The organism is Longispora fulva, assembly GCF_015751905.1.
GTDB classification, from domain to species: domain Bacteria; phylum Actinomycetota; class Actinomycetes; order Mycobacteriales; family Micromonosporaceae; genus Longispora; species Longispora fulva.
This window is the reverse complement of sequence record NZ_JADOUF010000001.1, coordinates 655,804-676,651: the sequence shown is the minus strand read 5'-3', so window position 1 is coordinate 676,651 and position 20,848 is coordinate 655,804. Positions and strand designations below refer to the sequence as shown.

The following is a 20,848-nucleotide window of genomic DNA, read 5'->3' as shown; positions in this document are numbered from 1 at the left end:
CCCTTTCTCAGGTGAGGAACGTCTTGAGTTCGTGGACGAGTTTGCGGATGTGGCCGGAGAGCACCGGGGTGCCGAGGTCCTTGAAGCGCTCCCGGAACCACGGGTTGACGCTGCCGCGACCGGCGCTGGTCACCGAGCCGACCGGGATGAACTTCGCCCCGGAGCGGTGCACGGCGGCCATGCTCTCGAACAGCGGCTCGGACCGCGACTCGTAGAAGTCGGAGATCCACACCACCACGGTGTTGCGCGGCTCGGCGATCTTCGGCTGGGCCAGCGTCATCGCGACCGTGCCGTCGGTACCGCCGCCGAGCTGGGTGCGCAGCAGGGTCTCGAACGGGTCGTGCACCCACGGGGTCAGGTCCAGCGCCTGGGTGTCGTACGCGATCAGGTGGACGTCCACCCTCGGCAGCCCGGCGAAGATCGAAGCCAGGATGGTGCAGTTGACCATCGAGTCGACCATCGAGCCGGACTGGTCCACCACCACGATCAGCCGCGACGGCGTCGTCTTGCGGGCGGTGTGCCGGTAGTACAGCCGGTCGACGTAGAGCCGCTCCTCCTCCGGGCTCCAGTTGGTGAGGTTCTTCCAGATCGTGCGGTCGAGGTCGAGGTTGCGGTACACCCGCTTGGGCGGGACCGAGCGGTCCAGCGCGCCGACCGAGGCCTTCGCCACCTGGGTCTTGAGCACCTCGGCGACCTCGTCGACGAACCGGCGGATCAGTGACTTCGCGTTGGCCAGCGCGAGGCCGGACAGGTTGTTCTTGTCCCGCAGCAGCTGCTCGATCAGCGACATGCTCGGGGTGAGCCGCGAGGCCAGCGCGGGATCGGCGAGCACCTCACGCAGGTGCATCCGCTTGACCAGGTCGGCCTCCAGTGCGCCCAGCTCGGGGCCGATCTGCGGGATCAGCCGGCTGAGGTCCGGCGTCGCCCGGTTCCCGCCGGTCCCGGTCGGGCTGACGCCACGGCCTGCGCCCCCGGCCCGGGACCGTCCGCCGCGAAGGTCGCCGGGCTGGCAGCCGAGCGCGCGTTCCAGCCAGCCGGCGTCGGACTGCCAGCGGGCCAACTGCCCGGCGGACACGGTGCCCGAACCGGTGGCAAACACGTTGAGCAGCACCTTCGACACCAGCGCCGCGCGCCGCACCTCGCCGGCCCGGTCCCGGCCACCCTCGCCGGCCCTGTCCGGGCCACTCTGCTCGACCCGATCTAGGCCACTCTGGTCGGTCAGGTCCGGGTCGGCCTCGTCGGTCAGGTCTGGGCCGCTCTCGTCGGGGACCTGGCCGGCCCGTTCCCGCGCGCCCGGGTCGGGTTCGCGCACCATCAGGCCGTCGAACTCGGCGGCCAGCTCCGGGCTGCGCTGCACGATCGCGTCCACGGACGCCTGCGGGTCCAGCAGCGCAGGGGGCAGGCCGATGTCCTCGACGACGGCCAGGCTCGCCGACTCCAGGGCGGCCTGCTCCTCGGGGTCGAAGAGCCGGGCGAGCAGCCGCCAGTACAGCACCTGGCGGCGGTTCTCCTCGGGGGTCGGTTCCGTCATGTCCTCAGTAGCCTTCCCGCACGTTCGCGCAGCACGGCCACGGCCTCTGTGGCCGCCTTCTCGGCCTTGGCACCCAGTTTGTCGGTGGTGCCGCCGGCCCAGCCCCCGGCGTGCACGGCCAGCACCTTCTTCTTGACGGTGGTCTCCACGGCCAGCGGCTGGAGGAAGAACTCCCCGGCGTCCCAGCGCAGCAGGCCGATGCACGCACGGGACGCCGCCACGGCCTCAGGCGTCAGCGGGCCCGCGGCCGGAATCCGGTCGGTGCGCACGGCGAGCCGGTGCCCGGCGACTGTGAACGTCAGCGCGTCGTCATCGGCGTGCGCGGCGTAGCCCTCGAGGAACACGGGCACCGCGATCCGGACGGGGTGCCGGTCGAGCGGCACGACCGCCATGGCCGTCGCGGTGGGCAGCACGACCCGGGCCGTCGCGAACGGGTCGGCTGGCTCACCCACCCGCGCGCGCTCCTCGTCCCACACCAGGTCGCCCTCGGCGGTGACCGGCATGCCCGTCAGGTCCATCGAGCGGCCCTCGCTCACGGCCGCCAGCAGGGACAGGTGCGGGCGGAGCAGCTGCCAGACCCCGGCGCCGACGACAGTGTCGGGCTTGGGCGCAAAGACCCCTGCCCGCACCAGGCGGGGCGTCCCGCCGTCGGCCGGCTCGAACAGCGCGTGCACCTCGGCGTGCGCGGCGGTGGCGTGCTCGTGCAGGTCGACGCCGAGTGGCAGCAGCCGGCCCGTCACGACGGCCGTGGCCGGCGCGTCGGCCGCCCCGGGCTGGGTGAGCAGCATGGCCCGGGTCCACAGGTCGGCCCACCGGCGCACGGGAAAACCGTCCGCGGTGGCACCCGGACAGGACGCGGCGAGTTCGGCTGCGAACCCGTCGAGCAGCGTCGACAGGCGGCGCAGGGCAAGGTCCGGCAGCATCGCGGACACGACCGGCGCGGCCCCGGAGACCAGCTCGTGGTCGAGGCCCTGCCACCCGGCGCGCGCCAGGTCGGCCAGCCAGGCGCGGGCCGCGGCGAGCAGGTTCGGCGCGGGTGCCGTGCCCGGGGTCGCCGGGAGGACCGGCTGCGCACCGGTGCGGCCGGTCGCCTCGCCGACCCGGGCCATGAGCGCGTCGTGCACGGAACCGAGCAGGGCGGTGCGGGCCGCGGCGAGGGCGAGGAGGTGCTCCTCGCCGGCGGCCCCGGCCGTCGCCTTCGCGGCCGCCTCGGCCACCCGGGACGCCAGCGGCGTACCCGACACGGCGTCGGCGAGCCCGGCCAGGCCGGCCGCCTGGACTGGCTGTGGCCGCAGCAGGCCGCCGACCATGGCCCGGTCGAACCCGTCGACCACCGCCAGGGCCTCATCCAGCCCTGCGACGGGGTCGGTGAGCAGGTCCGCGCGCATCACGCCACCGTCCTCGTCGTCGGGAACCACTGCGTCTCGGGCAGTGGCGCGGTGCTCGGGGCCAGCTCCAGGTACGCCAGGTGGCGCAGGAACCGGCTGAACACCGGTGCCGCGGCGGAGTTGTCGGCCTGCGCCGGACGGTTGCGGGACATGCCGGCGGCGATGCTTCCCGCGTCCGGCTCGGCGTCGGCGAGGTCCACCCGCAGGTACCGGGCGACCCGCTCGGCCCCGTACTGCAGGACCGCCTCAGTGATCAGGGCCAGGATGTGGTTGCAGAACGAGCCCCTGGCACCGCCGCAGGGCCGGTTGTTGTTCGTACTGCAGGAGAAGGCGTGGTCGCCGGCCGCCACCGAGGAGACGTAGACCCGCTCGATGTCCGACCCGCTGGACACCACGCCCTGCAGGCGACCGTCGGCCAACTCGACGAACGGGACCTTGGCGAGTTTGCGCGGCCTCGCGGGTGGCACCACCCGTGCCGTACTCGACTCCTCCCAGGCTGACACCGCACCAGACTCCTTCGCGAGGGACGCGCCGCGCCGATCGGCGAGGCGCGGATGAACATACCCACGGCCACCGACAAAACCGGTTCGGGACCGTCGGCACCGTCACCGCGGGTCACCCTGGCCGGGGGTCCGGCTCGCGAGTGAGCCGCACGTCCGGCCCCTGGTTCCCGGGCGTGACGATGGCCACTGAAGGCCGTAATCCGGACGACACCCGGACTGGTTGTTGGTTACCGTCCGTCCACGGCGCGGGCTTCACACCCCGCCGCGCCGTACACGGAGGGAACCGCTGTGAAGATCCGTACCACCCTTGTCGCCCTGACCCTGGCCGCCGCCGTGCCGCTGGCCGCCGGGTGCGCGACCAAGGACTCCCCCTCGGCCAAGGGGGCGGCCCCGTCCGCCTCCGCCACGCCGGAGGTCGCGGCCAAGGACGCCCTGACCGCCGCCATGAAGAAGCTGGACGGCCAGCCGCTGGTGTTCAGTGTGGACACCGCGCTGGCGGCCGGCCAGACCGTCACCAGCGCCGGCCAGGCCGACCCGGCGAGCAAGAAGATCGCGCTCGACACCACCATCACCGCAGCCGGCCAGAAGATCGCCACCAGGATCGTGATGATCGACAAGGACCTGTGGATCCGGTTCGAGGGCATCGCGGGCGCCACCGACAAGTGGCAGCACATCAACCTCGACAAGCTGCCGGAGGCGAGCAAGACCCGCAAGCAGCTCGCCGACCCGTCCAACACCGCCGCCCTGCTCGGCGCGATCGCGACCGCCGAGCGACTCGACGCCAGCGCCTACTACGGCACGGTCGACCTGACCAAGCTCGGCGGGGTCTCCAGCCTGGAACAGCTCAAGCTCGGCGACGTCACCAAGACCGCCTTCACCGCGAACGTCGACGCGCAGGGCCGGCTGACCAAGCTGAGCGTCTCGCTGGGCACCGCCGGCGAGATCACGGTGAAGTACACCGAGGTGGGCAAGCCCGTCACCGTCAGCGCGCCGCCGGCCGCCGACGTGGTCGAGGCCCCCGACGCCGTGCTCGGGGCACTGTAACCCCTTCGCGTACACGGACGGCCCGCACTTCGGTGCGGGTCGTCCGTGCGTCTGCCGCGACCGGCGGCGGGCTCGCCCTGCGCTGAGACTCCGGACCGATCCAGGGCGACGTCTACCGTGTCAGCCCTGACCGGCCGAGTTACCGCGTTCACCTCTCCATCGGCGGCCGGCTGCGTCACGGCCCCGCTGGCTCTGACGTCGCCCGGTGGCTCCAGGCAATCGAAACTGGCTCCATCGGAAGTGGCGGGCTTGGATGGGTGTGACGGTTGTAGCTGGCCCCGCCTTCGTCGCACACGACGGTTCAGCGGGGTTCGCCGTACCAGCGCCACTCCGCCAGGCGCGGGTGGCCGGGGAGTTCGCCGCGGCCGGTCGCCCACAGGAGGGTGTCCCACGGGTCGGTGTCGTGCGGTGCCTGCGGGAACAGCCGGCGCAGGGCGCGCTCGCAGGCATCTGTCGGCGGGGACCACAAGAGGTCCAGCGCGCCCGCGACGTCGTGGGTGTGGACGGCGACTTCAACGACTCCCATCGCCGCGAACCCGTCCGGGTCGGAGACCCCGAAGATGTGGTGGCCGCGGGTCGCGGGGTCGGCGGTGGCGACCATCGCGGTGAGGAGCGCGCCGCTGGCGTCGAGGACCTGGAGCAGTCCGGCCTGGCCGTAGGCCGGGTCGCCGAAGATCGTGGCCGCCGGGCCGTCGGGGCGCTTGCGCTGCCAGGCGAACGGGACGTGGCCGGTCAGCGCCGGGCGCTTCGGCGCGATCTGGCCGGCGTAGGCGAACAGGTCGTCGGCGGTGTGCTCGATGGTCTCCCAGCAGGACCAGTCGAGGCCTGCGGCGGGGCGGGTCCAGTCCTCATCGAGGGCCCCGGTCAGGGCGTCGACGGCCGCGCTGACGACGCGGTCGACGTCGGCGGCGGCCAGCGGCAGCACGGAGGAATTGATCACCAGGAGAGGCTACCCGGCCCTCACCACGGCCGACCGATGCCGGACATTGCCCAAGCCCTCGGCCGCCACCACCCTGCCGTCCAGCGCGCACACGCGACCGCCGGCAGGTGGGGCGAGTTGGCCCCGTCATTGACCTAGGCTCGACGCCGCCGTTCTCGTGCCGGTGTGGCCACCGATGGCCGTCAGCCTGGGGCCGCCCGCGACTACCGCAACCGCCCAGCATGGTGCCATCGGACAGACTGTCGCGGTGACGCTGAACAAGTCAGGCAAAATGTGGCGCGGTGAGGAGTTTGCCGACCTCGCCGAGTTCATACGCCACTTTCAGGCTGGCGGCTATCCGGTCGACACCGTGGTCGAGTCCACGTGTCGCCCATGCGGCGGCTACTCGTTCCGCGTCGCCCTCGACGATGAGGAAGGCTGCGCCCAGCGAGTTTGCGTGAATTGTGGAGTTGCCGCATTCATCGCCGACAGCGCCGAGTATTGGACCGAAGCGGATCCGGGTGAGTGCGAGTGTCCATGCGGCGGCGACGAGTTCACTGTGGCCGTAGGGTTCGCCCTGCGCGACGGCCAAGATGTGCGCTGGATCAGCGTCGGGCTCCGTTGCTTGACTGATAACTCCTTGGGCGTCTACACGGACTGGAAGATTGACTACAGCCCCACGGAGCACCTGTTCAACCAGGCCTAGTTGACGCCGGGGTCAGGACCCGTTTGATCAGGAGTGCACATCCAGCTACATCAGAGTGGGAGCCGTGACACAGCAGCCGCGACCGCAGCTCGTGGGGTCCCGGTTGAGTCAGGAGTGACCCCGCCACACCGGGGCCGCTGACGGCTGCCCTCCTCAAGGGCGACCAGAGTCACCCGATCGTCACGACCCGCGCCCAGTCCGGCGGCGTGTCCGGCACGTAGTCCGGGTCCGCCTCCCGGACTTCGGGTGCCCGCGGGAACAGCCCCACCACCGTGCGGCACGGCGGTCGGCGGTCCGGCCAGGGCGTCTGCCCGTCGGTCAGTACCACGATCACGTCGGGGCGGGGGTTGGCGCGCAGGGCCGTGGCGAAACCCGCGCGCAGGTCCGTCCCGCCGCCGCCCAGCAACGCGATCCCCTCGGCGCGGCACAGCGGATCCGCGACATGGCTGGCCGCGTCGCACGACAGCACGCTGAGCAGGTCGCGCCGGCCGCCGACGCTCCGGGAGATCGCCGCGACCTCCAGGAGGGCGCTGCCCAGTTCCGCGTCGCTCACCGAGCCGGAGGTGTCGATGACCACGCACACCCGGGGCGGTCGGCGGCGCAGGCTCGGCAGGACGACGCCGGGCAGGCTGGCGGCGCGGCGCGCGGGCCTGCCGTAGGTGTAGTCCTCGCCCACCCCGGCACCTGTGGTGGCCGAACGGACGGCGGCGCCGAGCAGTTCCCGCCACGGCTGCGGCGGGTGGAACGCCTTGTCAGCCCACCGCTGCCAGCCCTGCGGGGCGTTGCCCGGGCGGCCGATCAGCCCCTGGGCGACCCGGAACCGGACCGCGTCGCGCTCCTGCGCGCTGAGGCCGTGCGCCCCGTCGGGGCCCAGGTCCCAGTCCCGTTCGAGACCGTCGGCGCCGCTGCCGCAGTCCAACCAGGCCAGGTGCGAGGTGAACGGGCCGAGCCGGAACTGGAGCAGGTAGTCCTCCATCAGCTCGCCCGGGGTCAGCTGGAGGTCCACCGCCTGGACGGCGCCCGCCGGGCAGGGCAGCCCGTCGCCGTACACGTCGTCGTTGATCTCGCAGTCCGCGGCGATGTTCATCCGCAGCCGCTCGGCGTGGCCGGTCAGCCCGTGCGCCGCCGCGAACCGGTCGCCGCGTCCGTGGTGGTCGCGCAGCAGGTGCGACACCTCGTGCACCCAGACCCCGGCCAGTTCCTCCACCGGGGTGCGGTCCACGAAGACCGGGGAGACGTAGCAGCGCCAGTGCCGGTCCACGGCCATCGTCGGTACCCGTCGAGACTCCACCACGTGCAGGGCGAACAGCGCGGTCGCGAGATAGGGCCGGACCCGGGCGGCGTACAGCCGGGCGGCGTAGAGCTTCTCCAGGTCGAGGGTCACCGGCCCACCCGCGCGCCGGCCCGGTCCGCGCGCCGGGTCAGCGACACCGCGCCGGCCAGCCGTTCGATCGACGCCGGGAGTTCCCAGTCGTCGCGCCGCAGCGCCGCCAGGGTGGCCGCCGGCACGACCACCAGGTCCGGGGCCCCGGTGTCCAGGGCCAGCACGAGGACCGCCCACGCCGCGTCCCAGCGGGACCGCCCGGGCCGGCGGCGTACCGCGTCGACCACGCCGTCGAGCACCGCCTGGCGCAGGTCGCCCCGCTCGGGCAGCACCGCCGACGCCGGGTCCGCCAGGAGGGTCTCGGGGTCGGGGAGGTCCAGCCGGTCGAGGCTGGCGAGCAGTTCCAGCCCGGGACCGTCGCCGACGACGCCGCGGACGAGCATCGACAGCACCTCGCGGCGTACCCCCGAAGCGGTCGCGAAAGCCGTGAGCCGCAGCGCCATCTCCCAGCTGCGGGGCGACGGCCAGGGGCCGCCCCGACGGGCCTCGCTGTTCGGCAGCTGGTGAGCGAGCGCGGGACGCGCGGCCAGGATCCCGCACACCGCCCGCCGCGCGAATGCCACCGCCCCGGTCAGCCGGTCGGGGTCGAGGGTGGGCAGCACGGCCCGGGGCCAGACCCCGCCGAGGCCACGTGCCACGACCTCGGGATCACAGACCCATTGCAGGTGTACGAACCGGTTCGCCAGCGGCGCGCTGAGCTCCCAGCCGTCGGCGGCCGAGGAACGCGGATTGGCCGCGGCCACGATCCGCACGCCGGGCGGCAGGGTCAGCGCACCGATCCGGCGTTCGAGCACGAGACGCAGCAGGGCGGCCTGCACGGCGGGCGGCGCGGTGGACAGCTCGTCGAGGAAGAGCAGCCCCCGGCCGGCCCGCACCAGGCGCACCGCCCAGTCCGGCGGGGCCATCGGCACGCCCTGTACGGCCGGGTCGTCGCCGATCACCGGCAGGCCGGAGAAGTCCGACGGCTCGTGCACGCTGGCGATGACCGTGGTCAACGGCAGGTCGAGTTCCTCGGCGAGCTGGGTGAGGGCCGCGGTCTTGCCGATGCCGGGTTCGCCCCACAGCAGTACCGGCAGGTCGGCCGCCACGGCCAGGGTCAGGGCCTCCAGCTGCTCGTCGGGGCGGGGTTCGGTGGTGGTGTCGCGGAGCAGGGCGAGCAGGTCGGCGGCGACGTCCAACGGGCGGGCGGCAATGGGCATGTTTGATCACCTTGGGGGTCGAGGAGCCGCGTGGCGGCCGCGGATGAATCGGGTCATGGGGGTCGAACGGGGCCGCTGGCGGCGGGATGAGTTCGTGGGCCGCGCGGCGGCGGGATGAGCTGGAGTCAGCAGGAGGACGCGCGGCGCTGGTTCGAGCGCCGCGCGCGGTCGCGTTCGTCACTCGCCCGACGCTCCTGCGCGGACCGGGGCTGGCCGGGTTGCCGTTTCTCGCGGAGCCGGGTCGGCCCGAACCCGGCGAGCGCGGCCCGGTAGAGCCCGTGGGTGACCTGGCGCGACGCCGCCAGGTCCAGTTCGTCGCGCAACGCACCGGCGCGAAGCACGGCCCCGGGGCCCAGCAGATCCTCGACGACGGCGAGCGCGCCGCTGGCGTCGCCGTGGTCCAGGCGGGCCCGGACATCGACCAGGCATTCCGGACGCCGGCTCACCTCGTCGATGACCCGCAGGCACGGCATGGGCGGTCCGCCCAGTGCGACCAGCAGTTCCTCGCGGCGCAGGTCGACCGGATCGTGGTCGAGCGGGACGAGCACGCCGTCGACGAGCCCGATCCGGTGCGGCGCGCCCCGGCATTCGACGAGGCGGGGTCCGCCGGCCGCGGTCCGCTGGGCACCGGCCAGCGGGGCGTCCGGCACGAGCGCCGCCGCGACCAGGGGATGCAGGTGGTCGGCGTCGATCAGTCCGGCGCGGAGCAGAGCCAGATCCGGGGGTACCCAGGTCGCCGCGTCCGGCAGGATCAGCCAAGCCTCCCCTGTGGCCTGATGGGCCGCACGGTCGGGGCTGGCCCCGGCGACCTGTGTGGCCCGGGTGGCCGCGACTCCGGCCCGGGTGGCAGTGCCTCCGGCTTGGACGGCCGTGCCTCTGGCCTGGGCTGCCGTGCGTCTGGCGCGGGCGGCTTCGCCTCTGGCCGGGGCGGCCGTGAGGTGCGGCGGGTGCGTGTCGCCCATGTGCAGCGCCAGCCGGCGTCCGGCGGCGAGCCGCACCAGGACAGTGCCGCTTGCCAGCCCCCGAGCACGCAACAGGATCGCCGCCTCGCTGGCCCACCGGCCGACGGCGCATCCGGCCCCGTCCGGAACCAGTCCGGCGGGATCCAGCCGCCCGGCGGCGACATCGGCCCCGGCCCGGTCGCGCAGTTCAGCCGACCGGTGCGCGTCCCACAGGTGCCGGTGCAGGTCGAGCCGGTACCGCCGGTCGGGATGCGGATGTGGGTGCAGACCCGCGCCGGCCGTGGACCGCGACGCGTCCCACAGCGTGAGGCTGACGCGTTGCCCCGCGTCGGCCCAGGCCGGGGGCGTCCGGACGACCAGGTGCACCGCGCTACCCGGGTAGCTGGCAAGCGACACCGTGAGCCCGGGGCGCAACAGGCCGTCGGGTGCGATCCTCGGCAGGTGCCAGCGCAGCAGGTCGGGTGCGAGTCGGCGCAGATCGGCGCGGATCCGGTCGGCGAGTTCCCGCCCGTACGTCCGGGCGGTGGCCCGCAGGTCCAGGTCGACGTCGAACCGGGCGGCCGTGCACGCGCCGGCCCAGTCGCCCGCGGTGCGGCGGGCGGTCGCGGATTCGATCATCGACGGCGGTACGGCGAACTCGCGCACGTGCCGCCAGTAGTGAAGTCGGGATTCCTCGTACGCGGTCATGGTGTGCATCAGCACTCACCTTGCGCGGACGGGACCCCCGATCTGTTCGAGTAGATGCTCATCGCCGGGAGCGTACAACATCATGAGGAAAGCCGTCAGCCCCGTTTCCCGGACCGACGGGCCCGATCTCTGAGCCAACCGGGCCCACAGGAAATGATCATCTAGGGTGCAGCAATGCGCCCCCTCTGCGGTCTCGTCGGCCTGGCCCTGGTCCTGCTCACGGTGGCCAGCATCCTGCGCACCCTCGTGGTGCCCCGCGGCAAGCCGGGCACACTGATGATGCGCCTGTGGCGGGCCGGGCGGGTTGCCCTGTGCGTGACGCTGCGCCCCTTTCCCGGGTACGAGCTCCGCGACGCCGCCCTGTCCTGGCTCGCCCCGCTGACCCTGCTCGCGACCCTGATCTGCTGGCTGGGCGGACTCCTGATCGGCTACGGCCTGCTGCTGTTCGCGCTGTCCGGCCTCCCGTTGGCCGTCGCGGTCCGCGAGGCCGGATCGAGCCTGTTCACCCTCGGATTCGCGTCCACCGACCGGCCGCACCTGTCGGCCGTGGACTTCGCGGCGGCGGCCAGCGGCCCGCTGGTGATCGCGCTGCAAATCTCCTACCTGCCGACCCTGTACGCGGCGTTCAACCGGCGCGAGGTGGAGGTGAGCCTGCTGGACGCGCGCGGCGGTGAGCCGTCCTGGGGCCCGGAGTTGCTGGCCCGCGCCGGCCTGATCGGCACGGTCGAGCAGCTGGCCGACCTGTACCGGCTGTGGGAACGCCTCGCCGCCGACATCGGCGAGAGCCACGCCAACTATCCGATCCTGATGGGCTTCCGGTCCCCGAAGCCGTACCGGAGCTGGATCGTCGGCCTGCTCGCCGTGATGGACGCCGCCGCGCTGCACCTGGCACTGAGCCCGTCGACCGCCCCCGGGGAGGCCCGACTGGTGCTGCGGGCCGGGTTCACCGCGCTGCGCGAGATCGCCCGGGCGACCCGGATCGCGTACGACCCGGACCCGAGCCCGGCGGACCCGATCATCCTGACCTTCGAGGAGTTCGGCAATGGGGTGGGCCGGGCGGTCACCGCCGGTTTCGTCGCGGAGCGCACGGCCGCGGAGGCCTGGCCACACTTCGCCGGCTGGCGGGTCAACTACGAGTCCATCGGGTACGAGCTGTGCCGGCGCTCGGACGCGGTACCGGCGTTGTGGACCGGGCCACGGGACTGGCCGCACCGGTCCATCCCGCCGGTCCGTCCCGAGGACCGCCGCCCGACCGGTCAGGTCTTCCACCGAGGCGGGCCGACCACCCGTCCCGCCGGCCAGCGGTAGAGCTGCTCCCTGCCCGTGACAAGACCTCGTCCCTGGCTCCAGGGGCAGCGGAAGTGGTCGCTGGGTGGGACGATCGTCGGATGTCCAGGTCCCATCCTCTGGCCGTGGGCGTCGCCCTGGGCGTCGGCGCCGTGATCGCGGCGCTTGCCGGTGCCGACCAGATCTCGGATCGACACCGGCTGGACCGCTACGGAACGGTGGTCGAGGCCACGGTCGTGGACGCGCACCACAGCCGGTCGAACAACCACCTCACGGTGCTCGCCGCGGCGCCACTCAACCGGCGGATCGCCCTCGGCGACTGGGCCGGCTAGCCGGCGGTCGGCTCGCGGATACCGATTCGCTACGTCCCGGGCCATGAGGACATCGCTGAGCAGGAGCGCCCGCTGAGCCAATGGGACCGGGCCCAGGGTCCGCTGATGATCGTGCTCGCCGTCGCGGCCGGTGCGGCGGGCCTGCTCACCGTGGTCCGGGCCGACTGGCACACACCGGCGCCCGCTCCGTCCCCCGCCCCGCGACCCGAGCGGCCCGCGCCGCCCGCCCGGGCCGAGATCCGGGCCCACCTGTCGGTGCTGCGCAGGCAACGACAGCGGGGCGAACTGACAGAGACCGAATACCTGACGCAGGTGGGGCGCATCGACCCCGACGGGCCCTGGGCCGGTGCGACCCCACGCCTCCCGGTCAGCGGGCCGGCAGGTACTCCGGCAGCGCCGGCACCCTCGCCCGCACCCACCGCTCAACGGCCGACGCGGCGCGCAGCAGCGGCAGCCGCGCCGCCGCGTCCCGCAACCACCGGCCACGCACGGTCCGGGGCACCATCAGGCGCAGATTCGGGCCGATCCGCTGCTTGCTGTCGACCAGCACCCGGTGACCGTCGTGGTACCGGGCGAACGCGGCCAGATGGTCCCCGCCGGCGGCGGCCAGTTCCCCGGCGAGGCGGTAGCCGCCGACCATGGCCAGCTCCGCACCGGCGCCTGAGGCCGGGGAGGCGCACCAGGCCGCGTCGCCGACCAGCGCCACTCGACCCGAAGACCAGGATTTCATGTGTACCTGGCTGAGCGCGTCGAAGTAGAACTCCGGATCGGCCAGCGCCTCGGCCAGCAGGTCCGGGATCCACCAGGAGGTCTCGGCGGCGAACGCCCGGGCCACCAGCCGCCGGTGCTCGTCGACGTCGCGGTGGTCGTAGTCCAGCGGCGCGGAGCGGAAGATAAAGTACGCCTTGGCCTGGGCGTGGTTGCCCGACCGGTACACCCCGACCATCTTGCCCGGCAGGTTGTACATGGTCATCCACCGGTTCTCCCCCGCCGCCACCCCGGTGTCGGCGAACGCGAAGTAGTGGTCGCGGTGCCGGACGAATTCCCGGTGCGGGCCGAAGGCGAGCGCGCGCACCGTGGAGTGCAGGCCGTCGGCCCCGATCACCAGGTCGAACCGGCGGTCCGGCGCGTGCTCGAAGCTGACCGTGACCCCGGAGTCGTCCTGCGCGAGGTCGCGGACGGCGTCCCCGAAGATGTACTCGATCCCGCTCCCTCCCGCCCTGTGCAGCAGGTCCACCAGGTCACCTCGCATCAGCTCGACCGACCCGGGTTCGCCGATGCCGACCTGGCCGATGGTCCGGTCCGCTGCGTCGACGAACCTCATGCCGCGCACGTCGGTACCGGCGGCGCGGGCGTCCGGCAGGATTCCCATACGGTCGGCGACCTCGACGGCCCCCTCGCGCAGGTCGACCCCGTTGCCGCCGGTGCGCAACGAGGTGGCGCGCTCGACGACGGTCGTCCGGAAGCCGTACCGGTCAAGCCAATGTGCGACGGTCAGTCCGGCGATGCTTGCGCCCACGATCAGGATCCGCTGGTGCACGGTGTGGTCCCCCTGACTACGATAACTGGAGTATGCGTTCCAGATGATTATGTGGAAGGGTCATTCCAGATGTCAACAACGGCCGGACGCCGGGCGGACGCGGTCCGCAACCAGCAACTCGCCCTCGAAGCGACGACCGCGCTGCTGACCGAGCCGGGCGCGGTCCTCACCGTCGAGGCGATCGCCCGCCGCGCCGGGCTGGGCGCCGGAACCGTGGTGCGGGCGTTCGGCGGCAAGGACGCGCTGCTCGACGCCGCCGTGTCACGACTGCTCGGACCGGTGGTCGACCGGGCGCGCGACCTCGCGGCCCAGCCCGGACCCGCGCCGGCGCTGCGCACCCTCCTCGCCGAACTGATCGCCTTCCAGTCCGCGCACCACTCCGTCACCGAACACCTCGACGGCCTCGACCTGCCCGCCACCACGGCGATGCGGGCCGAACTGGTGGGATCCGTGCGCCAGCTGATCGCCGGCGGGCGGCGGGACGGGGTGATCCGCACCGACCTCGACCCCGAGGTGACCGCCACCCTGATCAGTGAGGCCACGTTCGCGATCGCCCGGACCGCACCGTCACCCGAACTGGCCGACGCGTTCCTCACCGTCCTGATGGACGGCCTGCGCCCCTGACCCGGCGTCCGCGGTGATCCTGCTCGTCCGCGGATATGATCCGGCCATGATGGCATCGACAGGCGGCCTTCCACGGAGCATCGGCGCGCCCGCCACCCGCGCCCTCAACGCCGCGGGTTACACCGACCTCGCCCAGCTCGCGGATGTCCCCGCCGCCGAGTTGAGCAAGCTGCACGGCGTGGGGCCCAAGGCGCTGCGGCTGCTGCGGGAGGCCCTCGAGGCGCGAGGCACATCCCTTACGTAGCTCGTCCTGGTAGCGGCGACGTCCGGCTGATCTTGTCGGGTGACGACAGATTGACCTGGGGCACGACAAGTAGATCCGGACGGTTGCTGCATGGGGCGTCCGGATCTACTTGTCGTTTGTGGGGCGCAAGTCTGAGCCGGGTGACTTCTCGGACTCGGCGGGGCCGGCCGGGCTGGACGCGGCCGAGCGATCACTTCTCCGCGCTCGTGATGGCGCGGCGATCGGCTTCCTCAACAATCCGCGCGGCGCTCTCCTTGGCGGTGAGTCCAGAGGTGTCGAACCACCAGCCGACATCGCCGAGTTCATGCTTCATGGCGGCGTCCAGATCGTCATAGCCTTCGAAGAAGAACTGTTCGTCAGGGTCTCGGACCGTGTTGCGATAGCGACATGCCTCGATGCCGGGAGCCAGGACCACGAACAGCACCGGCCGCGGGGCCAGCAGATCAAGGAAGGTATCCAACTGCCGCCGGTCCGGGATGATCCAGTCGATCAGCGGAGTGAACCCGGCGTCGGCGAAATTGGCCGCCAGCGCCGACAGGTTGCGGTTGCACAGGTCGACCTGCCGCGCCGCCTCATCGGCAGGCTCACCCAAAGCCCAGACCCGCCCGCTCACGACCAGTCGATTGACCACGTCGCCGTCAAGACGCGCCGCCCTGGGCAACAACTCGGCCGCCAACCGGGTCACCGTCGACTTGCCCGCCCCCGGCATCCCCGTCACTATCAAACACTCTGACTTCCCGGCACCGATCACGCCGGAGATCGTGCCCGCCGGGCCACCCGGCCGCAACCCAGTTATCGATGACATCAAACTCGTCACCGACAGCCCGCGTGCGCATCAAGGCTCTGACTGACCGGCCGCGATCACATCGATAGCGGCTTCTGGCCCTGCTCGACCGCGAGGCGCACCTTCGTGGTCAGCCGGCCCCTGGACCGGCCCTACGCCCGGACCCGACAAGTAGACCCAGACACCCGACAGCCATCCGACAACTACACCCGGACACCGGCATCCTCCAGCGGATCTGACAGTAGCGGCCTTCGTCGCGTCGGCTGCGCCCTCGTTCCAGACGTGTCCACGCGCCCGCCCACGCGGTCACGGTCGTTCGGGCACACCCAGTTCGCGCAGGATCGCTGTCGCCGTTCGGCGGTGCGCCCTCGCCCGCGCGCCGTCCGCGGTGTCGGCGAGGACCATGAGGGCCTGGGCCTCACCGAGCCTGTGGCCGGACTCCCGCTGGATGTCGAGGGCCTCCATGGCGAGGTCGACCGCGAGGTCGCGACGGCCCAGGAGGGCATGAAGTTTGGCGAGGGCGGTCAGCGCCTTGCCAGCGGTCATCCGATATCCGCCCGTGCGCGACAACTCCAGCGCCCGCTCGGCATGGCCCACCGCGTCCGCGGGTCGGTCCAAGCTCGCGTAGGTGGCGGCGAGCCCCAGAAGAGTCTCCGCTATGCCTTCCCTGGAGCCGATCGCCTGGGCATTCTCGTATTCCCGCAACGCCCCCGCTCGGTCTCCGGCGGCGAGGAGCGTACTGGCCAGAAGGTTGCGGGCATCGACCTCCGCACCGGGGATGGCGGAGTCCTCGGCGATTCTCAGCGCCTCGCGGGCACACGCCCTGGCCTGGTCGAGATCCCCGGTGTCCCGGTGGATCGATCCGAGGCAGAACAGGCTCTCACTGAGGCCGCTGTTGTTTCCGGTGAACTCGTTGAGCCGCAGGGCCTCCCGCAGATGCCCGGCCGCTTCCTCGTATCGGCCGAGGCCGTGGTTGGCCAGGCCCAGATTGGTATGGGCCGCGGCCAAGGAGGCGGCGTTTCCGGTCTCGGTGAACGCGGCCAGGGCGACGGAAAAGCTGGCATGGGCGTCCTGGAGCCGCCCCTGGACCAGGTAGATGTTTCCCAGGTTCGCCACCGCGGTGACGGCGGCTACCCCGGACCGCCTGGCGAGATCGATGACCTCTCGATAACTGGAGGCCGCCTCGGTGAACCGCCCGCTGTGCTTGTAGGCGATGCCGAGATTGTTCAGGACGGTTCTGAGCCCGCCCTCCCAGTCGGTACTTCTGGCCCTGGTCGCGGCCTCCGTGTAGTGGGAGATCGCCGAATCGGTGTCGCCGACGGCGGCGTACGCCTGCCCGATGCTCAGGTGGCTGGCGGCCTGGCCCAGCAGGTCACCGGCGGCGTCGGCGGCCGCGAGCGCGGCCCGGGCCACGGGAAGCCGGTCACCGGGGAACCTGCGATTGTAGAAGTAGTTCCGCAGTGCGTCCGTCAGCAGCCAGGTCATCTCAGCAGGCCCGTGGCCGGCGGCATGCCAGATCGCGGCGACCAGATTGGGATACTCGGCGTCCAGCCAGACCAGTGGCTCGAACCGGTCGTCGTCGGCCGTTCCCTGCCCGGAGGGAAGGGAAGTCGTCTGTAGCGGGAGCAGGATCGTGGTCGGATAGTGCCGCATGGTCGCGGTGCGAGCCATCTCCAGGTACCAGGCCATCAGCCGCTCGGTCGACGCCGCGCGCTGGGCCTGGCCGTCCTCGACAGTCGCCTGACGGTGGGCGTAGACGCGGATGAGATCGTGGAAGGAGTACCGGCCCGGGACGTGTTCCTGGATCAGGTGCGCGGCCGCGAGCCTATCCAGGAGGTGCCTGGCACGTGCGGGGCTGACCTGCGCCAGAGCGGCGGCCGCGCCGATGGTGACGTCTGGACCTGGAACAATTCCGAGGAGCCGGAACAGACGTGCGACCTCCGGTTCGAGCTCCCGGTAGGACAGGTCGAAGGACGCCCGGACGCAGGACTGCTCGTCCTCCTCGATCGTCAGCGCGGAGAAGCGGTCACCGTCACGGAGCGCCGCCACGTGCGTCCGAAGGGAGTGCTCGGGCCGCTCTGCAAGCAGTGCCGCGGAGATCCTGATCGCGAGAGGCAGTCTCCCGCACAGGCCCACCAGTTCGACCGCGTCCTCAGGAGCCGCCATGACGCGCTGGTCACCGAGGATCCGGGCTAGGAGCGCCACGGACTCTTCGGTGGTCAACACATCCAGGGTGACGTTGCGCATGCCATCGACGGCGACAAGGCCGGCGAGGCGGCTGCGGCTCGTGACCAGGGCGAGGCTGCCGGGGCGCCCGGGAAGAAGCGGTCGGACCTGGTCGGCGCTGTTCGCGTTGTCCAGGACGACGAGCACCCGGCGGTCGGCCAATAGCCCTCGGAACAACGTCCCCGCCTCCATCACGTCGGCGGGGATCTGTTCGGCCGCGATGCCCAGGGCACGCAGGAACCGGGCGAGGGCCACCGCAGGGCTCGTCGGCGGACTGTCAGAGTATCCGCGCAGGTCGATGTAGAGCTGGCCGTCCGGGAAATGGTGGCGGGCCCGGTGCGCCCAGTGGACGGCCAGAGCGGTCTTGCCGATGCCGGCGGTCCCGTCGATGGTCGAGACGAGCACCGCCGTGGTGTCGCAGTTGGCGACGAGCTGGTCGAGGACGTCGATCTCGCGGCCTCGGCCGGTGTAGTCGGCGACCTTCGGCGGGAGTTGGGCCGGACCGCCCAGCCTCGGCCGCTGGTTGAGGGTGGGATCGTCGCGCAGGATCCGCTCGTGCAGCAGCTCGAGTTGAGGCCGGGCGTCCAGACCTGTCCGGTCCACCAGACTCCGGCTCGCCGCCGCGTACGCGTCGAGCGCCTCTTGACGCCGGCCAGCCCTGTACAACGCGAGAACAAGCAACTCCACGAGCGATTCCGCCCGCGGGTACCGCTCCATCAGCGTGCCGAGCTCACCGAGAACCTGGTCGTGGTGACCGAGAGCGAGGTGCGCGGCCATCCGTAGCTCGGCGGCCGAGAGGTGGTCCTCGTCCCAGCCGGCGGTCTCCGCCCGAATTCGGTCGCAGGACAGCTCACCGAGAACCGGCCCCCGCCACAGCCGCGCCGCCTCATCGAGATATCCGACCTGTCCGGCCGGATCGCCAGCCCCGCGGGCCAGATCGAGCAACCGTCGGAACCGGTGGGCGTCGACCCGATCCGGATCGCCGTTCACGAGGTAGCCGGTCGGGTCGCCGAGAATCTCGCATCCACTCCGGCCGACGGCTACCAGCCGGCCACGCAACCGGGACACGAACACCTGCAGGGTGCGGCGAGCGTTGACGGGCGGATCGCCGTCCCACACCAGATCCGTCAGCCGCTCGGACGACACCGCGGACCCCAGATGGAGCAGCAACACACCCAGCAGGCGACGCTCCAGCCGGCGTACACCCAGATCCACGACCTGACCAGCGACAACGGCCTCAACTGTGCCGAGGATCTTGAACTCCACCCGAGGAGCGTAGCCGGTGGTAACACCGCGGCAAGCAGACCGGACAACACTGACCCAGCCGCCTCCACACCGGTCGCGGAACAAGTCTCACGGGGAGAACATCTTGTTGAGAAGACGCACCATGGTATCTACACAAAGCGGGCTCAGGGTGCTGAGTATCGCCTCGGCCATTCTCGCCGGAACTCTCATTGCGGCGACACCTGTCCGCGCGCAGGCACCAACGACTGTGCGGACGGACCAGCACATCGCGGCGATGTCCCAGGTGGCGCAGGCGGAGTTGCTCAATCCCTTGCGGACGCTGGCAGGAGCGGTGGACGACGTGGGGAGGTCCACCGCGGTCGCCACGTACTCGGGCGTCGAGATCGATGCTTCTGCCGGGGTTGTGAATGTCTATCTCACGCCCGGCGCGAAGTCGGCCGACTTCCTCGCCCGTGTCGCCAAGACGAACAGCGCGGCGGATGTTCGGCTGGCCAGGGTCAAGCAAGGTCGCTTCACGCGTCAGGCGCTGGAGGCCGCACGAGATCGGATGTTCCAGCCGAAGAGCGACGCGACGCTTGGTACGGAATCGATCCTCCTGCCGCCCGACGGCACGGCGCTGCACCTCCGGGTGCAGGACGTCGCTCGCGCCGAGCGCGCGCTCAAGGGTCCGCAGACGATGACTCAGATGACGCTGGATTCCCAGGTGCCTATCGTGGTGGAGAAGGGCGCACCCGGTTCGGACGCGTCACGAACCAAGGACACTTCACCGTGGAAGGCTGGTTCATCCATCCACTTGTCGGGCGGTGGCGGCTGTACAGCGGGGCTGCCGACGCGTCGTAACTCCGACAATCACCCCTTCCTCATCACAGCCGCGCATTGTGGTGATGGCCAGGCGGCCACCGAATGGGAAGGCGCGGACCGCACGACCATTGGCGAGGTCACGATGGTCGACCAACTCTGGGACGCCGAGGCGATCGACACCGCCGGCCACGGCACCACCAGAGGACAGGAGTGGGATGGCGGCCCCTATGGCAGCGGGGCCTTCACACTCGCGGTGACCAGCACGAAACGCTCCATCACCGGCGACTACGTGTGTCACGACGGATACGTTTCAGGTGCCGTCTGCAATATCAAGGTGGATGGGCAGGTTTCCTGGACCGGCAGCAATGGCCGTTCGCACATCGGGATGGAAGGTCACATCCCTGGCGGGGCAACTGCAGTGCAGCAAGGCGACAGCGGAGGGATGGTCTTCGCGATAACTGGCAGCAACACCCGCCAGGCACGGGGAAATGTCAGCTGGGGGTCAACCCTGATTCGCTGGACCGAGGCGGATGACATCTTCAACAGCTTCCTGGTACACCTGGCTCCGGTGAACACCTCCGTATCCGGGGACTCGAAGGCCGACCTGATGTTCATCGGCACCGACGGCGTCATCACGGCCTACCCCAATGTGGATGGAATCCACTTCGGGTGGGGCTCCAGCCGCAGGATCGGGGAAGGTGACTGGAATCTTTCGAACACCCGGTTCGCCGATCTCGACGGCGACGGCAAGACCGAAGTCATTCATGTCGGCACCAACGGCGTCCTCACCGCCTATCGGAACATTGATGGCATCAACTACAACTGGAGCGGGGGGCGAACCGTCGGTGAAGGCGACTGGAACCCGTCCAACACCCGGTTCGCGGACCTCGACGGCGATGGTAAGGCCGACCTGATCCACGTCGGCACCAACGGCATCCTCACCGCCTACCCCAACATCGATGGCATCAACTACAACTGGGGCGGCGGCCGAACCGTCGGCGAAGGCGACTGGAACCCGTCCAACACCCAGTTCGCGGACCTCAACGATGACGGCAAGGCTGATCTGGTCCACGTCGGCACCAACGGTGTCCTCACCGGCTACCCGAATGTCGACGGCATCAACTACAACTGGGGCGGCGGCCGCACAATCGGCGAAGGCGACTGGAACACGGTCAACACCCGGTTCGCGGACCTCGACGGCGATGGTAAGTCCGACCTGATCCACGTCGGCACCGACGGCGTCCTCACCGCCTACCCGAACCTCGACGGCATCAACTACAACTGGGGCAGCGCCCGCACCGTCGGCACGGGCGCTTGGTCACCAGGCAACACCATCTTCGGATAGTCACTGTCACGAACACGGTCACGGGGTCGGCGACCCCCGGTCCAGTCAACGGCATGTGATCGCAAGGGGCGCGGACCACACGGTCCGCGCCCTGTCG

The 20,848-nt window shown here is 71.3% G+C and carries 17 protein-coding genes; 7 read left to right on the top strand and 10 right to left on the bottom strand.

Annotation, left to right across the window (positions count from 1 at the left end; genetic code table 11):
- Positions 1–7 precede the first annotated feature (7 nt).
- From IW245_RS02955 to IW245_RS02945, 3 genes are read right to left on the bottom strand one after another with little or no spacing between them, the layout of a single operon-like run.
- Complete coding sequence (locus IW245_RS02955) at positions 8–1,531, bottom strand: vWA domain-containing protein (protein ID WP_197001659.1); 1,524 nt, start codon at positions 1,529–1,531, stop codon at positions 8–10.
- Positions 1,528–2,919, bottom strand: a complete 1,392-nt coding sequence (locus IW245_RS02950) for a hypothetical protein (protein WP_197001658.1) — start codon at positions 2,917–2,919, stop codon at positions 1,528–1,530. The genes IW245_RS02955 and IW245_RS02950 overlap by 4 nt, the downstream gene beginning before the upstream one ends.
- On the bottom strand, positions 2,919–3,422 hold the full coding sequence (locus IW245_RS02945) for a hypothetical protein (protein ID WP_197001657.1): 504 nt from the start codon (positions 3,420–3,422) through the stop codon (positions 2,919–2,921). The genes IW245_RS02950 and IW245_RS02945 overlap by 1 nt, the downstream gene beginning before the upstream one ends.
- Positions 3,423–3,710: 288 nt before the next feature.
- Here IW245_RS02945 and IW245_RS02940 point away from each other — a divergent pair, with 288 nt between their 5' ends.
- Positions 3,711–4,466 (top strand): hypothetical protein, encoded by a 756-nt coding sequence (locus IW245_RS02940; protein WP_197001656.1) that lies wholly within the window; start codon positions 3,711–3,713, stop codon positions 4,464–4,466.
- A 301-nt stretch (positions 4,467–4,767) separates the two neighbouring features.
- Here IW245_RS02940 and IW245_RS02935 read toward each other — a convergent pair whose 3' ends face one another.
- Positions 4,768–5,406, bottom strand: coding sequence for a DinB family protein (locus IW245_RS02935; RefSeq protein WP_233473176.1), 639 nt, complete (start codon positions 5,404–5,406; stop codon positions 4,768–4,770).
- Between the two features lie 247 nt (positions 5,407–5,653).
- On the opposite strand from IW245_RS02935, the gene IW245_RS02930 reads away from it, so the two are divergent.
- The gene (locus IW245_RS02930; protein WP_197001655.1) at positions 5,654–6,091 is read left to right on the top strand and encodes a hypothetical protein; all 438 of its coding nucleotides are present in this window, start codon (positions 5,654–5,656) and stop codon (positions 6,089–6,091) included.
- A 169-nt stretch (positions 6,092–6,260) separates the two neighbouring features.
- Here the strand turns inward: IW245_RS02930 and IW245_RS02925 are convergent, their stop codons facing one another.
- From IW245_RS02925 to IW245_RS02915, 3 genes are all read right to left on the bottom strand, one after another.
- Positions 6,261–7,475, bottom strand: coding sequence for a vWA domain-containing protein (locus IW245_RS02925; RefSeq protein WP_197001654.1), 1,215 nt, complete (start codon positions 7,473–7,475; stop codon positions 6,261–6,263).
- Positions 7,472–8,674, bottom strand: a complete 1,203-nt coding sequence (locus IW245_RS02920) for an AAA family ATPase (RefSeq protein ID WP_197001653.1) — start codon at positions 8,672–8,674, stop codon at positions 7,472–7,474. Before IW245_RS02920 ends, IW245_RS02925 begins: the two co-directional genes overlap by 4 nt.
- Before the next feature lie 125 nt (positions 8,675–8,799).
- Positions 8,800–10,332, bottom strand: coding sequence for a hypothetical protein (locus tag IW245_RS02915; protein ID WP_197001652.1), 1,533 nt, complete (start codon positions 10,330–10,332; stop codon positions 8,800–8,802).
- Positions 10,333–10,497: 165 nt separating this feature from the next.
- Between IW245_RS02915 and IW245_RS02910 the strand changes: the two genes are divergently transcribed.
- A complete protein-coding gene (locus tag IW245_RS02910; protein WP_197001651.1) occupies positions 10,498–11,631 on the top strand; it encodes a hypothetical protein in 1,134 nt (377 codons plus the stop codon).
- Between the two features lie 80 nt (positions 11,632–11,711).
- On the top strand, positions 11,712–11,942 hold the full coding sequence (locus tag IW245_RS02905) for a hypothetical protein (protein WP_197001650.1): 231 nt from the start codon (positions 11,712–11,714) through the stop codon (positions 11,940–11,942).
- Between the two features lie 367 nt (positions 11,943–12,309).
- Here IW245_RS02905 and IW245_RS02900 read toward each other — a convergent pair whose 3' ends face one another.
- Positions 12,310–13,482: an FAD-dependent monooxygenase gene (locus tag IW245_RS02900; protein ID WP_197001649.1), complete on the bottom strand. Its 1,173-nt coding sequence runs from the start codon at positions 13,480–13,482 to the stop codon at positions 12,310–12,312.
- Positions 13,483–13,551: 69 nt separating this feature from the next.
- Here IW245_RS02900 and IW245_RS02895 point away from each other — a divergent pair, with 69 nt between their 5' ends.
- Together IW245_RS02895 and IW245_RS02890 are read left to right on the top strand one after the other, a co-directional pair.
- Complete coding sequence (locus IW245_RS02895) at positions 13,552–14,106, top strand: TetR/AcrR family transcriptional regulator (RefSeq protein WP_197001648.1); 555 nt, start codon at positions 13,552–13,554, stop codon at positions 14,104–14,106.
- Positions 14,107–14,152: 46 nt separating this feature from the next.
- Positions 14,153–14,350: a helix-hairpin-helix domain-containing protein gene (locus IW245_RS02890; RefSeq protein ID WP_197001647.1), complete on the top strand. Its 198-nt coding sequence runs from the start codon at positions 14,153–14,155 to the stop codon at positions 14,348–14,350.
- Positions 14,351–14,540: 190 nt separating this feature from the next.
- On the opposite strand, the gene IW245_RS02885 is transcribed toward IW245_RS02890, so the two are convergent.
- Positions 14,541–15,101 (bottom strand): AAA family ATPase, encoded by a 561-nt coding sequence (locus IW245_RS02885; RefSeq protein ID WP_197001646.1) that lies wholly within the window; start codon positions 15,099–15,101, stop codon positions 14,541–14,543.
- 339 nt (positions 15,102–15,440) lie between these two features.
- Entirely contained in the window at positions 15,441–18,626 is a 3,186-nt protein-coding gene (locus tag IW245_RS02880; protein ID WP_197001645.1) for an AfsR/SARP family transcriptional regulator, read from the bottom strand.
- Between the two features lie 148 nt (positions 18,627–18,774).
- On the opposite strand from IW245_RS02880, the gene IW245_RS02875 reads away from it, so the two are divergent.
- Positions 18,775–20,751, top strand: coding sequence for an FG-GAP-like repeat-containing protein (locus IW245_RS02875; RefSeq protein WP_197001644.1), 1,977 nt, complete (start codon positions 18,775–18,777; stop codon positions 20,749–20,751).
- The last annotated feature ends 97 nt before the right edge of the window (positions 20,752–20,848 follow it).